The sequence below is a fragment of the Hyphomicrobium sp. 1Nfss2.1 genome (assembly GCF_965243865.1).
Taxonomy (GTDB): domain Bacteria; phylum Pseudomonadota; class Alphaproteobacteria; order Rhizobiales; family Hyphomicrobiaceae; genus Hyphomicrobium_A.
Map to the genome: position 1 here is coordinate 2,846,734 of NZ_OZ251603.1, position 19,705 is coordinate 2,866,438.

Annotated in this window: 17 protein-coding genes; 4 read left to right on the plus strand and 13 right to left on the minus strand. The window is 61.6% G+C overall.

Annotated elements, in window-relative coordinates:
* Nucleotides 1-25: 25 nt before the first annotated feature.
* Nucleotides 26-3,418 carry a BREX system ATP-binding domain-containing protein gene (locus ACP15D_RS13775; RefSeq protein ID WP_424958019.1) on the minus strand — a complete coding sequence of 1,131 codons (3,393 nt, stop codon included), beginning with the start codon at nucleotides 3,416-3,418 and terminating at the stop codon, nucleotides 26-28.
* A gap of 19 nt (nucleotides 3,419-3,437) precedes the next feature.
* Nucleotides 3,438-4,577, minus strand: a complete 1,140-nt coding sequence (locus ACP15D_RS13780; protein ID WP_424958020.1) for a hypothetical protein — start codon at nucleotides 4,575-4,577, stop codon at nucleotides 3,438-3,440.
* 386 nt (nucleotides 4,578-4,963) lie between these two features.
* Between ACP15D_RS13780 and ACP15D_RS13785 the strand changes: the two genes are divergently transcribed.
* Nucleotides 4,964-5,638: a CAP domain-containing protein gene (locus tag ACP15D_RS13785; protein WP_424958021.1), complete on the plus strand. Its 675-nt coding sequence runs from the start codon at nucleotides 4,964-4,966 to the stop codon at nucleotides 5,636-5,638.
* A gap of 213 nt (nucleotides 5,639-5,851) precedes the next feature.
* Here the strand turns inward: ACP15D_RS13785 and ACP15D_RS13790 are convergent, their stop codons facing one another.
* From ACP15D_RS13790 to ACP15D_RS13815, 6 genes are all read right to left on the minus strand, one after another.
* Nucleotides 5,852-7,258, minus strand: coding sequence for a lipopolysaccharide biosynthesis protein (locus ACP15D_RS13790; RefSeq protein WP_424958022.1), 1,407 nt, complete (start codon nucleotides 7,256-7,258; stop codon nucleotides 5,852-5,854).
* Nucleotides 7,259-7,268: 10 nt separating this feature from the next.
* A complete protein-coding gene (locus ACP15D_RS13795) occupies nucleotides 7,269-7,487 on the minus strand; it encodes a hypothetical protein (protein ID WP_072370867.1) in 219 nt (72 codons plus the stop codon).
* Between the two features lie 421 nt (nucleotides 7,488-7,908).
* Nucleotides 7,909-9,033 (minus strand): D-alanyl-D-alanine carboxypeptidase family protein, encoded by a 1,125-nt coding sequence (locus ACP15D_RS13800; RefSeq protein WP_424958023.1) that lies wholly within the window; start codon nucleotides 9,031-9,033, stop codon nucleotides 7,909-7,911.
* A gap of 156 nt (nucleotides 9,034-9,189) precedes the next feature.
* A complete protein-coding gene (locus ACP15D_RS13805; RefSeq protein ID WP_424958024.1) occupies nucleotides 9,190-9,825 on the minus strand; it encodes a DUF975 family protein in 636 nt (211 codons plus the stop codon).
* Nucleotides 9,826-9,962: 137 nt separating this feature from the next.
* A complete protein-coding gene (mgtE, locus tag ACP15D_RS13810; RefSeq protein WP_424958025.1) occupies nucleotides 9,963-11,312 on the minus strand; it encodes a magnesium transporter in 1,350 nt (449 codons plus the stop codon).
* Between the two features lie 545 nt (nucleotides 11,313-11,857).
* The gene (locus ACP15D_RS13815) at nucleotides 11,858-12,799 is read right to left on the minus strand and encodes a LysR family transcriptional regulator (protein ID WP_424958026.1); all 942 of its coding nucleotides are present in this window, start codon (nucleotides 12,797-12,799) and stop codon (nucleotides 11,858-11,860) included.
* A 292-nt stretch (nucleotides 12,800-13,091) separates the two neighbouring features.
* Between ACP15D_RS13815 and ACP15D_RS13820 the strand changes: the two genes are divergently transcribed.
* The 3 genes from ACP15D_RS13820 to ACP15D_RS13830 are packed head-to-tail and all read left to right on the plus strand — an operon-like array spanning nucleotide 13,092 to nucleotide 16,289.
* Nucleotides 13,092-14,363 (plus strand): selenium-binding protein SBP56-related protein, encoded by a 1,272-nt coding sequence (locus ACP15D_RS13820; RefSeq protein ID WP_424959237.1) that lies wholly within the window; start codon nucleotides 13,092-13,094, stop codon nucleotides 14,361-14,363.
* Nucleotides 14,364-14,366: 3 nt separating this feature from the next.
* Nucleotides 14,367-15,068, plus strand: a complete 702-nt coding sequence (locus tag ACP15D_RS13825) for an SCO family protein (RefSeq protein WP_424958027.1) — start codon at nucleotides 14,367-14,369, stop codon at nucleotides 15,066-15,068.
* Nucleotides 15,069-15,092: 24 nt separating this feature from the next.
* Entirely contained in the window at nucleotides 15,093-16,289 is a 1,197-nt protein-coding gene (locus ACP15D_RS13830) for a cytochrome-c peroxidase (RefSeq protein WP_424958028.1), read from the plus strand.
* A gap of 25 nt (nucleotides 16,290-16,314) precedes the next feature.
* On the opposite strand, the gene ACP15D_RS13835 is transcribed toward ACP15D_RS13830, so the two are convergent.
* Genes ACP15D_RS13835 through soxA form a run of 5 tightly spaced genes read right to left on the minus strand, consistent with a single transcriptional unit; the run spans nucleotide 16,315 to nucleotide 19,693 of the window.
* Nucleotides 16,315-17,367 (minus strand): YeeE/YedE family protein, encoded by a 1,053-nt coding sequence (locus ACP15D_RS13835; protein WP_424958029.1) that lies wholly within the window; start codon nucleotides 17,365-17,367, stop codon nucleotides 16,315-16,317.
* 23 nt (nucleotides 17,368-17,390) lie between these two features.
* A complete protein-coding gene (locus ACP15D_RS13840; protein ID WP_424958030.1) occupies nucleotides 17,391-17,756 on the minus strand; it encodes an ArsR/SmtB family transcription factor in 366 nt (121 codons plus the stop codon).
* Nucleotides 17,753-18,184 carry a thioredoxin gene (locus ACP15D_RS13845; RefSeq protein WP_424958031.1) on the minus strand — a complete coding sequence of 144 codons (432 nt, stop codon included), beginning with the start codon at nucleotides 18,182-18,184 and terminating at the stop codon, nucleotides 17,753-17,755. The genes ACP15D_RS13840 and ACP15D_RS13845 overlap by 4 nt, the downstream gene beginning before the upstream one ends.
* A 32-nt stretch (nucleotides 18,185-18,216) precedes the next feature.
* Entirely contained in the window at nucleotides 18,217-18,855 is a 639-nt protein-coding gene (gene soxX / locus ACP15D_RS13850; RefSeq protein WP_424958032.1) for a sulfur oxidation c-type cytochrome SoxX, read from the minus strand.
* Between the two features lies 1 nt (nucleotide 18,856).
* Nucleotides 18,857-19,693 (minus strand): sulfur oxidation c-type cytochrome SoxA, encoded by an 837-nt coding sequence (soxA, locus tag ACP15D_RS13855; protein ID WP_424958033.1) that lies wholly within the window; start codon nucleotides 19,691-19,693, stop codon nucleotides 18,857-18,859.
* Nucleotides 19,694-19,705: the final 12 nt, after the last annotated feature.

Consider the following 19,705-nt stretch of genomic DNA (forward strand, 5'->3'; position numbering starts at 1 on the left):
CCTGTGGATGCGTTGCGCGAACGCATCACCCTCGCTTGACATTCTGGGTCGAGCCGCCCCGCGCAGGGGCGTCGAAGAGCCGTAGCTGACGCTCGTCCTGCCCCTTCGTCTCGCGAGAAAGTTGCTCGATGCGATCGAACGGAACCTGCTCCGCCATGATCAGCGAGCGCTGCGCCTTCATCGGCCTCACCAAGCCTTCCTGCACCAGGTGGAACTCGCCCACCGTCTGTCCCGGAAGCACCGCAGCGGGCTCGAGACCGGACTCGCTTTGGAACGCCGCCTTGAGCTTGCGCAGCGCCGTGTCTTCGCGAACGCGGCCGATGAACCAGCTCGTGATCTGGTCGCGGCTCTTATAGTCGAGATCGCCCGGCGACTGCGTGGCGAGCATGATGCCAAGACCGGCAGAACGTGCGCGCTTCAGCAAGCTCTGCAGCGGCTCTGCCGTCGCCGGCTTCGAGTTCGCCGGAATGTAGAGATCGGCTTCGTCGAACATGACGACCGCCTGCAACTCGTCGTTCGGATTGCGCTGGCAGAAGCGCAGGGCTTCCGAGAGGAACTGCGACACCCAGAAGAGGATGTTTTCGTTGTCGCCCAGGAAGCCCGTGTAGATGATCGACAGCCGTGTGCGCCCTTCGCGCGCATATTGGCCGCGGCCGAGGAACGCCTCCATGCTCAGCGGCTCACCGCCGCCCTCGAACAGGGCGGAGTTGCGATGCCGCAAGCTGTCGAGCTGTGCCACGAGATCGCGGCGGATCTTGCCCGACGGGTCCATGCGCTGCGTGAGATCGGACAGCTCGGGATCCTCGTCCTCCAATAGGTGGATGAGGTCGGTCAGCGTCACCTCGCGGCTGTAGCGCGATCCAAGGATGCGCAGCGCGACGGACAGCGTGCCCCACTGCTTCTGGTGTGTCGCCGAATGCTTCAGATGCAGCATATCGCCGAGTGCCGCCGCGGAAAGGTTCGCCAGCAGCTGCTGCTCGTGCTCGGGCAGTTCGTTGATGCCGTTCGGCAGCAGCGTAATCGAGATCGGGCGCCCCGACGCGCGGCCCGGCGTGAACACCGCGACATCAATCGCGTCCGCCAGCTTCTCGCGCTCGCCGCGACGCTCCGAGAATTCCTCGTCGTTGTCGCGCCAGACGTCCGGGTTTGCGTAGCTGCAAAGATCGCCCTTACGGTCGATCAGAACCGCTGGGATGCCGCGCAGCAGCAGCTGTTCGATCAGGCTCAAGGCGAGCGTCGTCTTGCCCGAGCCCGAACCGCCGAGCACCGCCGCATGGCGCTTCAGAACGTCTTTGTTCAGCGTGACGGGACGTCCGCCCTGCCGCAGCACGCGCCCTGCAGCAATGCTCTCCGTTGACCCGTTCTCATCTAGAATGACCGACAGCGGCAGATCTTCCTCTTCCGCGGCCAGTGGCTCGGCATCCTCCACCGGCGTCACCTCATCGAGGGCGCCCATGAGCGTGCGTCCACGGTTGGCCTTCGTGCCGTTGGCCGCGGCCTCCGCTTCAGCCGCTGCCGACTTCGGCAGCGCACGTCCGAGCAGATCGAGACGCAGAAGCTGGATGATGCACGGCAGGTTCGAAAGCAACTTTGCGTTCGACAGCCAGCCCGCAAAACCTGGATCCTGGCGATGGTGCGTCTGGAACTCGCGCACCATCATCATGCGCTCCCACTCCGCCAGCGGCACGATCAGCGCGCGTCCGCCATTCTCGCGGAACTTGCGGAACGCGGTTGCCGTCTGGTTCTTCCGGTTCGGCGGATAGTCGGACGCGCGCAGCATGAAGCACTGCTTCGCGCCCATGTTGGCGAGCACGCGATCGAGCTGGCGCTTGAGACCACCGCCCTGCGTCGGCTTGTTGCAGATGAAGACGCGACCGTCGGTCGTCAGGCCACCCTGGTGCCGCAGCGTGAAGTCGATGGCCGCAAGGTCGTCGCCAAGCTCGACCCGCTCGGTGTTGAGCTGGATCGTCCCGGCCCATTCCTCTTTGGCAAATCCGAGCGCCCCACCGAGAATATCCAGCAGCTCGCGCTCATCGGAGGGAATTTCCGCTTCCGAGGCGTTCTGGAACCGCTCCCAGGACTCGCGATAGTCGAGGCTGGACGAAGCGTAGCTCGGCGGTCTGTCGCCCTCGTCGGCGAGGCCAAGTCCGAGCGCAGCGGCGAGGCGCGAGATGAAACCACCGCCGCCCTTTTCCTCTTCCGCGCCGCCATCGTCCGCCTCGTCCGCTTCCGGAGCCGTCTTGCTGCGCAAACGGCTGTGCGCATGCTCGAGCAAACGCCGCGTCGAAAGGCCGGCGAACTCCTCAAAGAACTGAGGACCGAAGTAGGCCGACGGATCAGAATACCCGGCGCCCGATTCACTCGACTCCGCGATGTGCTGCAGACGCTTGGCGATGATCAGCCGCGCCTCTTCCGGCGTGCGCGACTCGAGCAGCGCCACGGGCCCGGCCTTCTCGATGCGGTCGATGTACGACTGTGCCAGCACGCCGCGCACCTGTCCGTAGAAGTCTTCCAGGCACGAGATGATGAGAATGGCATTGGGCACGCGATTGGCGATCTGGATGAGATCGCGCACCGCGCGCTGGAAGCGCTCCTCGGCATCCGAGAAGAAGCGCAAGTCTTCGACCTGATCGACGCAGAACACCAGCGCCGCACGGTCGACCGTCCACATCAGTGCGCCGAGCGCAGCGATAATCTCGAACGCCCGGTCTTCGCCGTCGTTCGGATCGAGCGCAGCAACGGCCTGATGCGCCAGATCGGTCAGCGGCCGGCCGTGCAGATACTGGCGGATGCGCTGATCGATGCGCGGATCGTGACGCTCCAGATAGAGCATCGCCCGCACCACGTTTATGTCGAGCTCCTGGCTCGCATATTTCGGCGCAGCTACGATGTCGTCGGCAACCTTCAGAACCAGCTTGGCGAGCTTTGCCTCATCGAGGTTCGCTTCGCGCAGGTTCTGCAGATCTTTCGCATCGACGGCGGCATCGGCGACAAGGCGGCCGGTCAGACGCTGCAGCGCAGTCTCGCCCGACGAATCCGGGTCGTATGTCTTCTCCAGCGAGTGCACCAGCCGGCGCAGATAATAATCAGCGTAATTCGCCACATCCGGCGTCATCTGCGCGTAGCCGAAGTAGGCCGTGCCATCGCGATGAGCGCTCGTGCGTAGTGCGCGCAGAAGATGCGTCTTGCCCGCGCCGGACTGCCCATGGAACAGCAGGATGCGGTCTTGCGTGCCGGGGCCCTTCCCCGACGTGATGCTCGACAGAAGATCGGTGAACTTGCGCCGCGCTTTGGCGTGCACTTCCGCCACATCGACGGGATCGGCCCGCCAGATGTCGTCTTCCCAGGTGATCGATTGCTCGAACGCCGAGAAGAGTCGGTCCGGAGCTGGTTGCGGAGAAGCTTCTTTAAGCTGCATCAGGCGATGCCCCTCGACCTCAATCCTCGACACGCACGTAATGCCAAACGGTGTTCTTGTAGAGAATTGCGGACTCCTCGAACTCTTTGATGTTCTGTTTGTTTTTTAGGTCCGCGCCAGCCAGCACCAATTGTCCTGCGCGGTGCGCGCCGGCTAGCATGTCTTTGAATTCGATCTCTGAAAGACCCCATTCGGGGTGAGAGGTGCGAATCGCGTCCCACACCCGAGAGATAAACGCCTTGCGGGCGCCTGGCCAGCCCTCGGCGCTCGTCCGTGCCGCGTTGAGCACACCGGCAGAAAATTGCGCCAATCCAGGGCGCTGCGCCGCCTCTTCCACTTGCGGTGTGAGAACGATGGGTGCTTGCGAAAGTGATTCGCTTATCCCGCGCAAGGGAGGCTTTGGTGCCGTCGGCGCAATTTTTGTGGGTGCTGATGGTGCATCCGCAAGGCCACGCAGCACGGCAATGCGCAGAGCCGCCAAGTCGAAACGCGGCTGAGCCACCTGATCGGCGCACAGCGCTGTGATGAGCCGCGCGTCAGTCGGCAATTCACGTGGTTTGGCAAGAAGTTGACTGGCAAGGACGCGCCCAGCCTTGGCCGACAGCGCGGTGCCCTTGCCAAGCCCTTCTTTCACGTTGTCGCCGAATGCGCGCTCCAGCGCCACCAGCGCCAGCGCCGCCCGCAGCTTCGAGGGCGAGAGCGCCTGGCGCATCGACAATCCGAATGCGTGCTGCACCACAAGTGCCGACAACCCATCGAGCCGCGACAGCGCGCTGCGCAGCGCCGGCTTGCTGGCGTCGACGCTGAGCGCCTTCGCAACCAGCCACAGGTCACGCTGATCGTTCCACGTGCGCGAGTGTGCGTGCTTCTCGCCGAAATATTCAGCGACCTCCGCCTCACCCTCTTCACCGAGGCGCAGCCGGGGCTTCTGATCCCGAACGAGGCCCGCCATCATCAGCTTGGCGAGGGTCGTGTCGGCGATGGTGCGCCACTGCGCGCCAGTCATTTTGCCCGTCACGATCGGACCAAGGTCGCGAATGATCTGCGCGCGCGTGGCTCCGCCCGAGCACGCGATCCTCGCGAGAATGAGATTATCTAAACCACCAGGCGACGCGCCGTTTACCGGCAGCGCCTGTGCGTTCCTGCTCAGGGCCGACATGCAACGCATCTCCTCAGTGGCGTTGACATGGCCGTACGCGCGAATCACCGGCCGCTAGCGCCAAATAGTGTGAGAGATGCCCGTGGCTTCAAGAGGGCCGGGCGTTAGCCCACAGATGGTTGCATCGGCGCCGCAAGTTTTCGCGATGCTGACCGCGTTTCGCCCTACCGGCGTCAAATTACCAACAACATATTAACGCGTGATCGCATCGGCGCCTGTCTGTGCCGTCGGCGCAACCTGGGGGAACGCCACACGAATTCCGATTGCGAGGCCGCGATGGCCAGTTTCGGACGTGCGGTTACAACTCCTTAGCATTAACGGCGAGTTAACGGGTCTACGCGATGATCAACCGTCGTACCGCTCATCTCTATGCGGGAGTTGCTCGTATGTATCGCGTCGCATTTAGCGCCGCAGTCGCTGTGGCGCTGGCCGCCTGCAGCCTCGGCTCTGGAACAATTTCATCGGGCTACACCGAGCCCGACACCACTGGGTCGATCGCCTCTTCGCCCAAGATGCAGTCCGTGGCGCTCGGTGGTGAGCCATCCACGCCGCGCTCCAAGAATCCTGCCGTCGCCGGCCAGCAGTATGCCGCGCTTGATCAGGCTCCGAAGGGATCGTTCGAGAAGGCCCCGACCGGCGCTCTCTCCGATCGCGACTATTCGCACACCGCGCTCGACGCCGAGAAGGCGCGCGACATCATCAATCAGTACCGCAGGGATAAGGGGCTGAAGCCTCTGAAGCTCAACGCCGAGCTGACCGAGGCGGCAAAGGCCCATTCACGTGACCTTGCCAAGTGGGACCGCATCTCGCACTACGGCTCCGACGGCTCCAACCCGTGGGATCGCGTCAAGCGCACCGGCTATCATGCGCGCCTTGCTGCCGAGAACGTCGGCACCGGCCAGGTGAACTTCACCGAGGTCATGCGCGGATGGAAAGAGAGCCAGGGCCACAACAAGAACCTGCTGTTGCCCGACGCCACCCATATGGGGATCGCGCTCGTGCAGGATCCGCGCACCGAGTTCAAATCCTTCTGGACGCTGGTGATCGGCTCGCCGATGTAAGGCGAGCTTCGACAAGCTCGCAGTTGTGTTCGGTGGCTGCCCGCTGTTCGGTTGTCGTCATTGACGCCGCCCCATCCTCCGTCATGGCCACGAAGGTGGCCATCCACGCCACTATCGGCGCGCCCGACGCTGTTTTGAGTATGGCGGGCAAGTCCAGTCCTGCGGAGACGGCCGCCTGCGTGGCCGTGACGGCGAGCAGGGGTAACTGAAGCCTCAGGCGTTTTCGCGCTTTGCGCGCTTCAGGTTCCGCCACACCGCGACTTCGATGCCGAGCGTGCGGCTCACCGCAACGCTGTTTGCCAGCGCGCCCAGCGACAGCACAAGTGAAGTCGCGATCGCCGCGCCGATCAGGCCGTAAAGCGGTACGAGCAGCAGGTTGAGCGCAATGCTCGACAATGCCATCGAGACCTGCACGACGGCACTGATCTGCTGCTTGCCTAGCATGTTGAGCAGGAACTCCGACGGCCCCATCGCTGCACGGAACAGGAAGCCTGCCACGAGTATCAGCATCACCGGATAGCCGGCAACGAACTGCGGCCCGAACAGCCACAGCAGCGGAATGCCTAGCGCCAGAATGCCGACGCCAGCCGCCAGAGACGGCCAGAACGTCCAGTGGGAAGCCTCACGCGCAAAGCTGTTGAGTGCGTCTTTGTCTCCGCGCGCAGCAAGGGCCGAGAACCTGTTCGCAACCGAGCTTCCCACCGCATAGTGCACAAACAGAATGAGAGACATCGTTTTCGCCGCGGCGAAGTAGATGGCAACGTCGGTCGGCGACATGTAGTGCGAGACGATCAGCACGTCGGCGCTCTGCAGCGTCAGTTCGCTGGCGTTGACGATCAACAGCGGCCAGCTCGCCTTCAACCAAAGGGGAAAGTCGTAGCTGCGCGAACCCTTGCCGACCGTCTCCCTGACGCGCACGCGCATCAGCACGGCTTGCACGATGCTCGCTCCAGCCGTCGCAACGACTGCTGCCGCAGCAGCCGTAATCGCCACCATCGGCAGCCCGAACGCCATCGCCAGGATCATGCAGGTGAGAACCAGCGCCGGCCGCAGCACGTATGGCGGCACCATCGACAGGCTCATCCATGCGAAGGCCTTGCCGATCCCGTCCTGCACCCAAGACAGCGAATAGAAGGGGATGCAGAGAAGGGCCACGTAGGCCGGCATCATGAAGGCGTCGTCGAACGGCTTGAAGAAATGAAGCAGCCCCGCGCATGCGACCGCCACTGCCGCACCAACGGCGAACGAAAGCAGCGACGCACCGAGGAACATGCCGCGCACGTGCGCCTTGTCGCCGCCCTCGCGGTAGTGCGGGATGAACCTGATCGTGCCGACCCCGAGCCCAAGGTCCGATAGGCCGCCGAGGATCATCACCCACGTCCACACGAAGACGTAAATGCCGTACTCGTTTCCGCCCATCCAGCGCGCAAGCACGATCTGCGACAGGTATAACAGCCCCGCGCTGGCACAACGCACGCCGAACACCGCGAACGCATCGCGCTGGGCGCGGTGCCGCTCGGTCCTGGCATGATAGATGTCGGCCACGATAGTCGGCAGCGCTTTCAGCAGCTGCCCCAGGCGTCCATCCGTCTGTGCGATCGTCGCGGTCGGCTGGCTCATGTTGAGAGCATCAGGAGAGCATGCGGTCGCGTTGGCGTTCACGCACGCGCTCGGCCACGTCCGCCCACGCGTTGGAGCGCGTCGCATCTCCCGTCTTTGAATGAAGCGCCGAGAAGAAATCGGCCACTTCGGCAGCGTACAATCCATGCATCGCCTCGAGCACGCCCGCCATTGCGTCGGACTCGGGGTCGTCGTCTATGGATGGCTTTTCCTGCCAGACATTTGCCATCGGCTCTAAGTTCCCGTCGTGAATTGTCGTGCCAGCGTGAGCTGACGTGCAGACAGGTCAGCAAGAAGCGCGCCACCCCTTCCTGCACCAAAATGGAACCCTGTTGCCCGCCTGAAACGTGCTAGGCTCGCGGCAGAGTTAGGAGGTCGCGATGTCCTCAATGATGCGGTTAACCGTCCTCTCTGCGGCGGTATTGCTGGTCACGGCAGCTCATGCGTTGGCCCAGACCGGAACAGCCCAGACCGGAACAGCCGCCCCCGGTACCGGCTCGGCACAGCCAGCCGAATCTCAGGCCGCGCCCCCGCCCTCGCAGAATGGATCGGATCGGCCTGCGCCGAGCGGCTGCCCCTACCGGGACGGAAAGCTGGAGTTGATCGTTTAGGGACTTTCGTAGCGCTGGGCGACGATCGGCCTGCGCTGGTCAGTGCTGCGATTGGAACGCTGCGGCGGCGGGCGGAGGCATCGTACCCCTCAGCTGCACAGTGGCCGGTGCCGCATCATCGCCCTGGGCTGCGTCGTCACGACGATCGACGTCCACCGTTACGGTTTCGGGCTCGGCGGCTTTCGCGGCGGGTTTCTTCTTCTTCTTGGCCGCGGCGACGGCGTCTTTCTTCTTCTTCCTGGCCTTGCTCTTCGCCACCTTGGCTTTGCGATCGCTGCAGCCCCAGGAGACGACGTCGTTGCGCACACTCCGCACTCCGACGGCTGGCGCCAGGGGCATGTTGTCGATCGTCGTAGAGTTGAATAGCTGCTTCCAGCCCGTCTGGTGAAAGCCGTGCTCGAGCAGGCTGGCAGCGCGAATATTGCGCTCTGCACTCGAGTTCTCACCCAGGACGACCGCAATTACACGCCGTCCGTCGCGTGTGGCCGTCGCCACGACGTTGAAGCCGGAATCGCACGTGAAACCGGTCTTCATGCCGTCCGCGCCGGCAAACGACTGCAATAGCCCATTGTGGGTGACGAGGCGCTGCTTGCCGAGCCGCATCTCCGACTTTTGCCAGTAGTGCGCGTACTCGGGGAAATCGTTGATCACGGCCCGCGCAAGCTTCGCGAGATCACGCGCGGTGGTCACCTGCGCCGGGGCCGGCAAGCCGTTGGGGTTGACGAAAAAGGTGCGCTCCATGCCGAGCGCCCGCGCCTTCGCATTCATCATCTCGACGAAGGCCGCCTCGCTGCCGCCCACGGTTTCCGCCAGCATCATCGCCACGTCGTTGGCCGATTTGACGATGAGTGACTGCAAGGCGAGATTGACGCTCATCTGCCGGCCGACTGCCAGCCCGATCTTGCTCGGGGGCTGTTCATGCGCTGCCGCCGAGCACGTAACCTTGGACTTCAGCGTGATCTTCCCCGCCTTCAACGCCTCGAAGACGAGATAGGCAGTCATCATCTTTGTAAGGGAAGCAGGGTGCCAGAGAGCGTCGGCATCCTCGGCGAACAGGACCTTGCTGTTCGACAGCTCGACCACGAGCGCAGGCCCCGCCGCGGCTCCTCGCGGCGCCATGACTGCAAGCAAAAGTAGGGCGACGAATGCGGTGCCGCGACGCATCAAGTTCCCCCGACAATCTTCGACTTTGCCGGATAACATACTCGTCGCCGGGCCCGCAACGCAGCGCGCCGGCCTTTCAGGGGTGGTGTGACCCCTCGCGCACAGTCAAAACGCGCATTGAACGTGATATTTGACAGCCTTTATGCCGCCACGGAGCTAGGTCGCGAGCGTGCGATAGGCGTGCGTGAAGGCGATCATCGTGACCGGAACGGCGACGAGGACGCCCACGACAAGCGCCAGAAGCCCGAGAAAATTGAGGCCGACCATCGCCAGGATCAGTAGGAACAGCGGCCACTTGTGGCCGTTCGTGATGCGCCAGCTTTCCTGCATTGCCTTAATTGGCCCGAGCCCGCGCTCGATGACGAGATAGGGCACGAACGACAGACCAACCGCGATCATGATCCCCGGGATCACGAACGCGATGAGCCCCAGCATGATGAGGATGGCCGTGAGGATGTGTGCGCCGACAAAGCGCCAGAACGGGCCAGGATTCCAAAGATCGGCGATTTGAGCGGTCGCCACATTGTCATGCGCACGCAGCGCAAGCGTTGTCATTCCGATGCCGACCAGGAACGACACCACGACACTGACGATCGCCATGATCACCTGGAAAGCCGTCACCGGCGGCATGATCTCCTGTCCATCGGGCCCAATATGCGGCTGCGGGCCGAACATGCCGGGCACGGAGGCAATGACGATCGCCAGCAGGAAGGCGCCGATGAGGAACCATGGGCGCTTCTTGAATGTCTCCCAGCCGTAGCTGATGCAGTCGCCGATCGATAGCGCAGGCATGGTGGCCCCTCGAAATTAGCTTCGAGGGCAAGAGTAGACAAAAACAGTCAACGTCTCGTGATGCACCGGAACGCGATTGCATCGAATGCCGTAACGCGTCGTGCACAGCGCCGTCGCCCTATGGGGCATAAGCAACTTCAGAGCAAAGTGCCATGCAGGATGATCAGCGCCATGCTGAAGTAGATGACGAGCCCGGTGACATCGACCAGCGTCGCGACGAACGGCGCAGACGCACTCGCTGGGTCGAAGCCCAGCCGCTTCATCACGAACGGCAGCATTGCTCCCGCCAGCGATCCGAACATCACGACGCCGATCAGCCCTGCGCCGACGGTCAGCGCAACCAGGCCCCAATGCGGGCCATAATCGTAAATGCCGAGCATTTGCCAGGCGACGATGCGCACGATGCCGAGCGCGGCGAGAATTCCGCCAAGCACCAGCCCCATCGGTAACTCGCGCACGGCAACGCGCCACCAGTCGCGCAGCCGAAGCTGATCGAGCGCCAAGGCGCGAATGAGCAGCGAGGTCGACTGCGATCCCGAGTTTCCGCCCGAACTCATGATCAGTGGGATGAACAGCGTCAGCACCACGGCCCGCGCCAGTTCGTCCTCGAAATGCTGCATGGCGCTCGCCGTCAGCATCTCGCCGATGAACAACACGCACAGCCAGCCGGCGCGTTTGCGGATCATCTGCAGGAAGCCGATCTGCAGGTACGGCTCGACGGTACCTTCGACGCCGCCGAATTTCTGCACGTCCTCGTCGCTCTCCGCCACGATCGTGTCGATCACGTCGTCGACGGTGATGATACCGAGCACTTGATGGCGCGGATTGAGTACCGGGATCGAAAGCAGGTCGTGGATTGAGATAAGACGCGCGACCTCCTCTCGGTCGGCCTCGGGCGACACCCAGATCGGCTCGTTGCCGGCGCCCGCGCTCAGGATCGGCAGCTGCGGATCGCATGAGATCAGCTCGCGCAACGACACGATGCGCACCAGTCTACGCGTGTGATTGTCGAGCACCAGGATCGCGTACACCGTCTCGCGTGTCTTCTGCACGGCGCGGATATAGTCGAGAGTCTTGGCGACGGTATAGGTCGAGGGCACGCTGGCGAACTCGGTGGTCATCAAGCTGCCCGCCGTGCCTTCGGGATACGCCAGCAGCAGCTTCAGCTGCATCGCCGTCTCGAAGTCCACCTCAGCTAGCATCTTGCTGCGGTCATAGCCGTCGAGCTGCCGCAGCGTGTCGGCCGCGCGGTCAGCGGACATGCCTTTGAGGATGCGGCCTGCCAGCTTGCCCGGCAGCTCGAGCAGGATTTCCCCACCCTCTGCAAGCTCCGGCCGATCGAGCACGTCGACCGCGCGCTCCAATGGCAGATGAGCAATGACCGCGGCCGCGCTCTCGACGTCCTCCTCGTTGAGGTGGGCGACGATGTCGGCAATGCTGAGATCGGCAAACGGTTGCGCGGCGGTTGCCGCGACGATGTCTTCCATGGCTCACCTCGGGTTCCGCCGTCGCGGCGTGCCCGTGGCGAGCCCTATGGCTCAAGCCACGATGCGGCGCGACGGCGCGTACAATCGACTGTTACTGTCGCTTGGCATCGGTTTCGTTCTCTCTTCCAGGATCGGTGGGCGCCTCGGCGCTCGCCGCGCGACCATATGGACTTGCCGCCGCGGCCGGTCAAGCCGGACGCTGGGGCTGACAAGCGTCTCCTCGAACGGCGAGCAAAAAAAAGCCCTCGGAGGCTTTCCGAGGGCTAGTTGGGGAAACACTGGGACGAAGGAAGCATGGGCTCCATGAACGGCCGTTGGGGCGGCTTGGTCCAGGAGGCAACACGCGCGGGCGAAACTAAGGATGAAGTCGTGGGATTATAAATTCTATTTCCGAATATGGATTGGTTTGAAAAATCAATAAGAACGGAAAGGCAAAAAATAGACGTAGAAACACTTGGTCGCGTTCGCAGTTTCGACTGGGTATTGCGCGTGAGCTGCCGGCCAAGCGTATGTGCGGCGCGACAAAGCGAGCCATCGCCCGCTGCCTATGCGTGAGAGCCTGCTCCGCTAAACATCGCCTCGGCACTCCGCAGGACCATCTTCGCTTCCAGCAGCGAATCCCACAGCTGTGAGAACAGATGCGGGGAGATCGTCGACGGCTTCCCGAGCGCGTAATACTCGATGACGATGGGGTGCCCGTTCTGCATCAGCGGCACTAACGTCGTCGTCTCGGCATCCACCTTCGACAAGGGCAGTATTCCGCACGCCAGATCGAGATTGGCCCACTCGAGCATGGCGCCATAGCTGCTCGCCTCGCCTGAGTAACGGCGCAGCGTAAGTTTGTTGCTATCAAATACGCGGCGGGTTGCGCCGGTGAGGCCGCAGCCGTCCGGCACGAGCACGAAGCTCTCGTCGGCGATCTCGGCGGGGCTGACACTCTCGCGGTTTGCCCACTGCTCTCTCGTCGCCGCGCGCGGCACGAATACCAATGGGTCACTTTCGATCGCCAGCCGTACGAATTCGGCCTCCATGGCGACGCTGGTTTCGTACGGACAGATGATGAGATCCGCCAGGCGTCGTCGTAGCAGGTCGTGCAGATCGCGGAAGTTGGACTCGCGGTAGACGACTTCGACATCCGGGTGCTTGTTGCGGAAGCGCGAGAGGATTTTTTCAGCGCGGCGGATGCCCACAATTGGCGAGAACCCGACCTGAATTGTTGGCGCCTTCGAAGTTGTCGATTTCGACATCAGCGTGAGTTCGTCGAACGAGCGCAGCACCTCGGTGATGTATGGCAACAGCTGCTCGCCGTAGGGCGTGAGCCGGACACTGCGCGTAGTGCGACGGAAGAGACGGCTTCCCAGCTCCATCTCCAGTTGTGCGACGCCGTTCGACAGCGTGGGCTGAGTAACAACGCAGCGATTTGCTGCAGCTACGAAGCTCCCTTCCTCTACGACCGCCTTTACATATCTCAATTGTTGGAGGTTCATCGCCGCCCTCCCTGCTGGGCCTCATCTGCAATGCTGCATGTGGTCCCAGCACGCAACCCCGGGAAAACACCCTATGGACTAGGTAATGAGGGCGCGAGCACAGGTATTAACCTGAGCTTGCTGCGGGCCGAAGTCGAACAATATAACTCAGGGCAATAACAAATCTTTTTTCTCCGTGATTTCCATGGATGGATTCGGTGGGCAAAAAGAATTGTTTGACGCGGTGGTTTTGTAAAAAGCCCCAATAGACAAATGTGAGCAAAAAAGGAGGGTGAAGGTGAGGAAATTCCTTATGTTGGGTGCGTGTGCTGCTGCGCTCAGCCTCGCCACGATTGCAATTCCCGCCGTTGCCGACGAGACCTGCAATTCGCCGTTCACCGCGGCACTGATTACCGGACAGGAGCAATTCCTGCACGTCTGGACGCTCGGCGAAGTCGGCGTCGGCGATGAGTCCGACAAGCTCGTGACCATCGATGTTGAGCCGAGCTCGGCCAACTACGGCAAAGTCATCAACTCGCTGTCCGTGGGTGGACGCGGTGAAGCCCATCACGTTGGTTTCACGGATGATCGCCGCTACATCTGGGCCGGCCGTCTCGACGACAACAAGATCTTCGTCTTCGACCTGGTCGATCCGGCCAAGCCGAAAGTCGTGAAGGTCATCGAAGACTTCAGTGACAAGACTGGCTACGTTGGTCCGCATACCTTCTACGCCATGCCCGGCCGCATGATGGTGCAGGCGCTGTCGAACAACAAGACGCACGACGGCAAGACCGGCATCGCGATCTACAACAACGCGGGCGAGCTGATCTCCACGCACGATATGCCACTCGCCAACGGTGGCGATGGCTATGGTTATGACATCGGCATCAACCCCAACAAGAACGTCATGCTGACGTCGAGCTTCACTGGCTGGACGAACTACATGATGGACATGGGCAAGATGGTCAAAGACCCCGATGCCATGAAGAACTTCGGTAACACCATGGTCATCTGGGACCTGAAGTCCATGGAACCGAAGAAGGTGCTTTCCGTTCCTGGCGCGCCTCTCGAGATCCGTTGGTCGCTGAAGCCGGAAGACAACTGGGCTCTCACCGCCACCGCGTTGACCTCCAAGCTCTGGCTGGTCAAGCAGGATGACAAGGGTGAGTGGGTATCGAAGGAAGTCGGCACCATCGGCGATCCGGCAAAGATCCCGCTGCCGGTAGACATCTCCATCGCGGCCGATGCCAAGACGCTGTGGGTCAACACCTTTATGGACGGCACCACGCGCCTGTTCGACGTCTCCAATCCTGAAGAAGCCAAGGAGATTTACTCCAAGAAGATCGGCAATCAGGTGAACATGGTGTCCCAAAGCTACGACGGTAAGCGCGTCTATTTCACGACGTCGCTTCTCGCCAACTGGGACAAGAAGGGTGAGCACAACGACCAGTTCCTCAAGGCCTACGATTGGGATGGCAAGGACCTCGTTGAGAAGTTCACGATCGACTTCAATGAGCTGAAGCTTGGTCGCGCCCACCACATGAAGTTCTCGGCCAAGACCAAGGCCGCGAAGCTTGGGGACTAAGACGTGACTGAATTGCGCGGCACGCCATACGCCTTCCTCCTGTGGACGTGGTGCGTACTAGCCTGCTGCGCCCTGTTTCTCCTGTTGCCTGTTGCTCCCGATTGCGTGGCAGGCACAGAGCAGGGCGCAGCGGCTTCCATCTACCCAAAGGCCGGAAGCTACAAGCTTCAGCGCATCCAGGAGGTGCCGTCGGGCTGGGTTTTGAAGGAAAGCAAATGGCTGCCGCGCCGGCTTTCTACGTACACGACGGGCAAGGTCACGCTGTTCTCGTTCTTCTACGGCGTTTGCCGCGATCCGTTGGGTTGTCCGGCAGCCTGGGCTGCGTTTCAGGCCGTCCATGACGCGGTGAAATCCGACCCCGAACTGCACAACAAGGTGCGGTTGGTCTTTCTCAGCCTTGATCCAGAGGCGGACACGCCTGAGGCTCTCTCCTTCTACAACACATCGATGAGCACGCCCGAAGCACCGTGGGCATTCCTGACCACTTGGTCGGAGGGCTTCCTGGCGAACATCCTGGAGCGCATGTACGTTCCTGCCGCCCGCGAAAGAGATCCCGACGGAAAGCCTACCGACATCATCACCCACTTGCTCAAGGTTTTTCTGATCGACAAGAATGGCTGGGTGCGAGAGGTCTACACCACGAGCTTTCTCAACCCGGACGTCATCCTCAGCGACATCAAAACGCTGTTGCTTGAGGAGAACTGACCAACAACAAATCGGAGAGAAGCCATGTTCCAAAGATCAAAAACAACCATCATCACTGGGTTTCTGCTCCTAACTGCCGGCATGCTACTTGCTGCCCAGCCGCCGCCATCTCACGCTGACAGAGATCGCACGCTCGACGTGCCGCTCGGTTTGCCGCCGCTCAACGCGGCACAGCTTCCTGTTTCAAAGGAAGTGGAGCTCGGCAACAAACTGTTCCATGATCGAAGGCTTTCCTTCAACAACACGAACTCATGCTCGATGTGCCACATCGAGTCTCAAGGCCTGACCTCCAACCAGTCATCGACGGCGATTGGAATGGAGGGACGCAGCCTCAACCGAAATGCGCCGGCGCTCTACAACGTGGCCTACCAGAAGACGTTGTTCCACGATGGCCGCGAGAGCGACCTGGGGCATCAGGCGTGGGGTCCATTGCTGTCGCCGCTCGAAATGGCCAATCCTTCAGTTGGTTACGTCATCGACAAGATCCGCTCCTTGCCGGACTATAACGGCATGTTCGAAGCGGCCTTCGATGGCCAGGGTGCGAATATGGAGACGATCAGCTCAGCGCTCGCATCGTTCCAGCGGACGCTCCTGTCTGGAAATTCGCCGTTTGATCGCTGGTACTACGGCAAGCAGGAGAACGCCCTGACGCCGGAGCAGAAGCGCGGGTTCGAGGTGTTCGTCGGCAAGGGCAAGTGCGCTACCTGCCATGAAATCGGCGCCGATGGCGCGCTCTTCACCGATCACAAGTTCCACGTCACGGGGATAGGCTATCGCGTGGCGATAGGCGACCCAAACGCAATCTACAAAGTTGAGCTTGCTCCGGGTGTCTACACCGACATCACTCACAAGGAGCTCAAGCACATCACCAATCCTCTGCCCAACGACATAGGCCGCTTCGCCATCACGTTGAATGCCAAGGATCGCTGGGCCTACAAGACGCCGAGCCTCCGCAATGTCGAGTTGACGTTCCCCTACATGCACGATGGCTCGATCTTGACGCTTGAGGATGTCGTAGACTTCTACGACAAGGGCGGCTTCGATCATGATGCCGAGGAAGTTCTGACCCCACTGGGGCTCTCTCCCACTGAGAAGAGCGATCTGGTCTCCTTCCTCAGGGCGCTCACGTCGCCGGAAGATGAGCAGAAGCACATGAGCCATGCCGCCGTCGCCGGAACGAAGACAAATCGTCTGCCCGCGCCGACAAAATCGGGCGGCTGATGCTTCGGTGCTAGGCTCCGAAGAACTAGCGGGACCTTGAGAACACAAGCTCGGGCTGGTGCAGCAGAAGCGCCAGTCCGATCTTCGCTCCGATGAAGATTCCAAGAATGCTGAGCGGTGCTGTCAGGGCTAGGGCGCTCCCAGCCGATAAACCCTGGCCGATCGTGCATCCCTTCGCCAGAACGCCGCCACCGCCCATCAGCACGGCGCCTAACATGTGTCGGCGCATCTCGCGCGCATCGTCGAACGCCTCCCATTGCACTTCGTCGCGCGCATAGGCAACGATCAGCGCACCCGCGATTACCCCGAGCACCGTCATCGAGGTGAATGTCGCATCCTGCAGCGTCTCGCTCATCGTTTGCAGCAGAATTCGCCCGACCGGCGCGACGAACGACAGGCTCTCCACCCGGGCCGTCTCCATGTTCGAATAAGCAGTTCCCGTAATGATCCAGCCGGCGGCTACAGCAGTCCCGACGCCACAGGCGCCGAGCAGCAAGCGGGGGCGCTTCAGGAGGCGCCCGTCGGACAGAGCACTGGAAATCAGGAAGCACACGAAGAAGCCGATGACGAGGAACGCGCCCGTCTCCCCCATCATTGTGCTCAAGGGCCCAGGCAGCAGCGCTCCGTCGGGTGACGAGACCTCGAGCAGATGCAGTCCGTTGAGGCTGGATCGCGCGGAGGAAAGTATCCCGCTGCTGAAAGCGAAGGCCGCAATCCCGATCAATATCGCGCTGACGAGCGCCCTCAAATCGCCGCCGCCTAGACGCACCAGCACGCCGAAACTGCAAGTTCCAGTCAGCGCCATGCCGATGCCGAACACCAGGCCGCCGATCAGCGCGGCGGGCCAGTCGATAGCTGTCGTCGCAAAGATGGAATTCTTCAGGTCAAAGAGGCCCAGCCGGGACCCGGCCTGCGTAAGAATGATTGCGATGGCCAGCGCCAGGCCCCAGGCCTTCAGTCCGCGCCAGCTGCCACCCACCACGGATTCTTCCACCGCGCCCATCGAGCACAGCCGTCCGTAGCGCGCTGCAGCTCCAGCCAGGAGGCCGCAAAGAAAGCCCCCGATGGATAACAGCATTACTCGCCTGTTCTGTTCAGCCGCTAGGTTTTGTCTTCGCGGCAGAACTTATCATAGACGGCACTTATGAAGCGCCGCGTCATGTCATCGGCGAGCGTATAGTAGACTGTTTTTCCGTCGCGTCGCGAGTCTACAAGACCATCGAGTCGCAACCTTGCTAAATGCTGCGATACGGTGGGCTGGCTGAGCGATAATAGATTTTCCAGCTCCGAGACTGAGCGCTCGCGCTCCGCGAGCAGGCAAAGGATCAGCAACCGCGACTCGTGCGCTAGCGCCTTTAGGAAGTCGCTTGCCTTTCGCGCCCGCGAGACGAGCCTCTTCAACTCGTCCGACGACTCCTCGTCGGCTTCGAGCGTAGCAACGATCTCGCGTGGCAGAATATTCGTCATGGCCCCTTTGCCGCGTGTGGCGGCGTGGCAGAATCAGGCTTCTCAATCGCCTTCTTACTACGCCAGGTGCCCTCGAAGGACTCGGGCAAGATTTCCGCCAGAAGCTCCCAGAAAAATTCGTCGCCCGGATAACCGGTTACGCGACCAACTTCATGTCCATTATCAACTAAAACAAACGTCGGCGTTATGGTCACCGGCTTTCTCAGCTGAACGCCGGGGACCGGATCCCTAATATCGACTTCGCGCAGTGGAGCATAGCGTCCCTCAGGGCTGGCCGGATAGATCGGACCGATTTCCTTATGCCAGCGAATACACCAAGGGCAACCGCGCTGGCTGAACAAGATCAGCTCGGCAGCCAAGGCCTCCTGCAACGGCATCGCTGCCGCCACCAGCACCAGCAGCGACAGTTGTGCCGAACGACTGATCAAACTTCCTCTGCCTGGACTCCCTAGCGCGCGTGTCATTTGTTCACCGGACTTTCGCGATCGAATAGGTAGGCGTTGACGTCCTTCAGCTGCTGCTCGGTCAAGAAACCGTGCGCGCCGAAGCGGGGCATGTTCGAGCATGCAACACTCGCCTGAGCGTTGAAGAGCTTGGCGTAGGCGGCACGTGCAGCATCGGCGCTGAACTCGTGCAGCTTGCCATAGCCGGTCAGGCTTGGGCCGAGGGTGCCGAACGCCACTTCACCCGGCGCAAGTTGATGACAGGCATAGCAGTTGCCGCCATGCTGAGTGTCGGGCGCATCGCTGAATTGCCCGCCCTTGCCGCTGGAGGCAATCTTCTCGCCTTCACGCCAATAGCCAAGCACGTTGCCGTCACTCGGATAGCGGATCGTCGCCGTTTCGCGCTCCGTGATCTTTTGTGCTTCATCCGGCGATGGATTGTTGCGCACGCGCGAGCACTGCGCCTGCGTCTCATCCTGCGTCAGCCGGCTTTCCCAGCCCGGTTCGACATGTGGCCACATGCCTTTGACGTACGTGTCGAGCTCAGCCGAGGAGATAGCTGGCGAGTTTGCCGCGTCCTCTGCGTTGACGCTCATTGCGGACGTGCAAATCAGCACCGCACCCGCCACAGCGAAGCGCAGCCCCGCGAGCTTCATGTTAGCGCTTGATCGACGGCACATTGAGCGTTCCACCTTCTGCTTGTTTTGTCAGGTACAGCATCAGTGCAGTAAGGCCATCAGATCCATATTCCGGCGGCGGCATGCGCATCTGGCGATAGCAGTCATACAGCCTGTTCTGCATCGTGCGCGTCTGGCTCTGCGATACGCGATACGTCGGCCAGGAGCCGATCGACGCCTGCGCGTCCGGGCCCGGCTTTGTGAAGTTCGGCAGCTCCTGCAGGCGTATGCGGGCCCCATCGCGGCTGTGGCAAGTGGCACAGGAGAAATCGAGCAGCGAGCCCCGGCGGAAAAACAGTTCTTTTCCGACGGCATAAGCCTTCATTTCCTCCGGATGGCTGAGCGGGCCGGTGTATTTCATTCCGCTCGATTTATTGGCGATAAAGGCAACCAGATCTTCCATATCGGAATTGACGCCGGGCGCTCCGAATTTGCGCTTCAAAACATCTGCCGTGTCGAGGCCTTGAATTTTATCCATGCACCAAAGGAGCCGCTGCTCGAGATCCATGACCCTTTTGGCGTCTTCGAAGTATCGCGGCAGCGCGGCGTACGCGCCTTCCAGAACGCCCGGACCTTTGCCAAGATCGCAGCTCTCCAGAGAGACATTTTTCGCCCCTCTCGCCTCCGCCCACAGCGCCTCTCCGCGGTCGACATTGAGGAACGCGGGATTGGCCATCGGGTCGTTGATCATCTCCCGATATTGCTCCAGCGACTCGCCTCCGCCTTCTTGCGCGGACACCGCCGAGCAGGCGGCGGCGACGGCCCAGCCGGCAAGTGCCGCCCCGGCCGATAATCGAAGAAATTGACGTATAATCATGTGGTTGTGTTT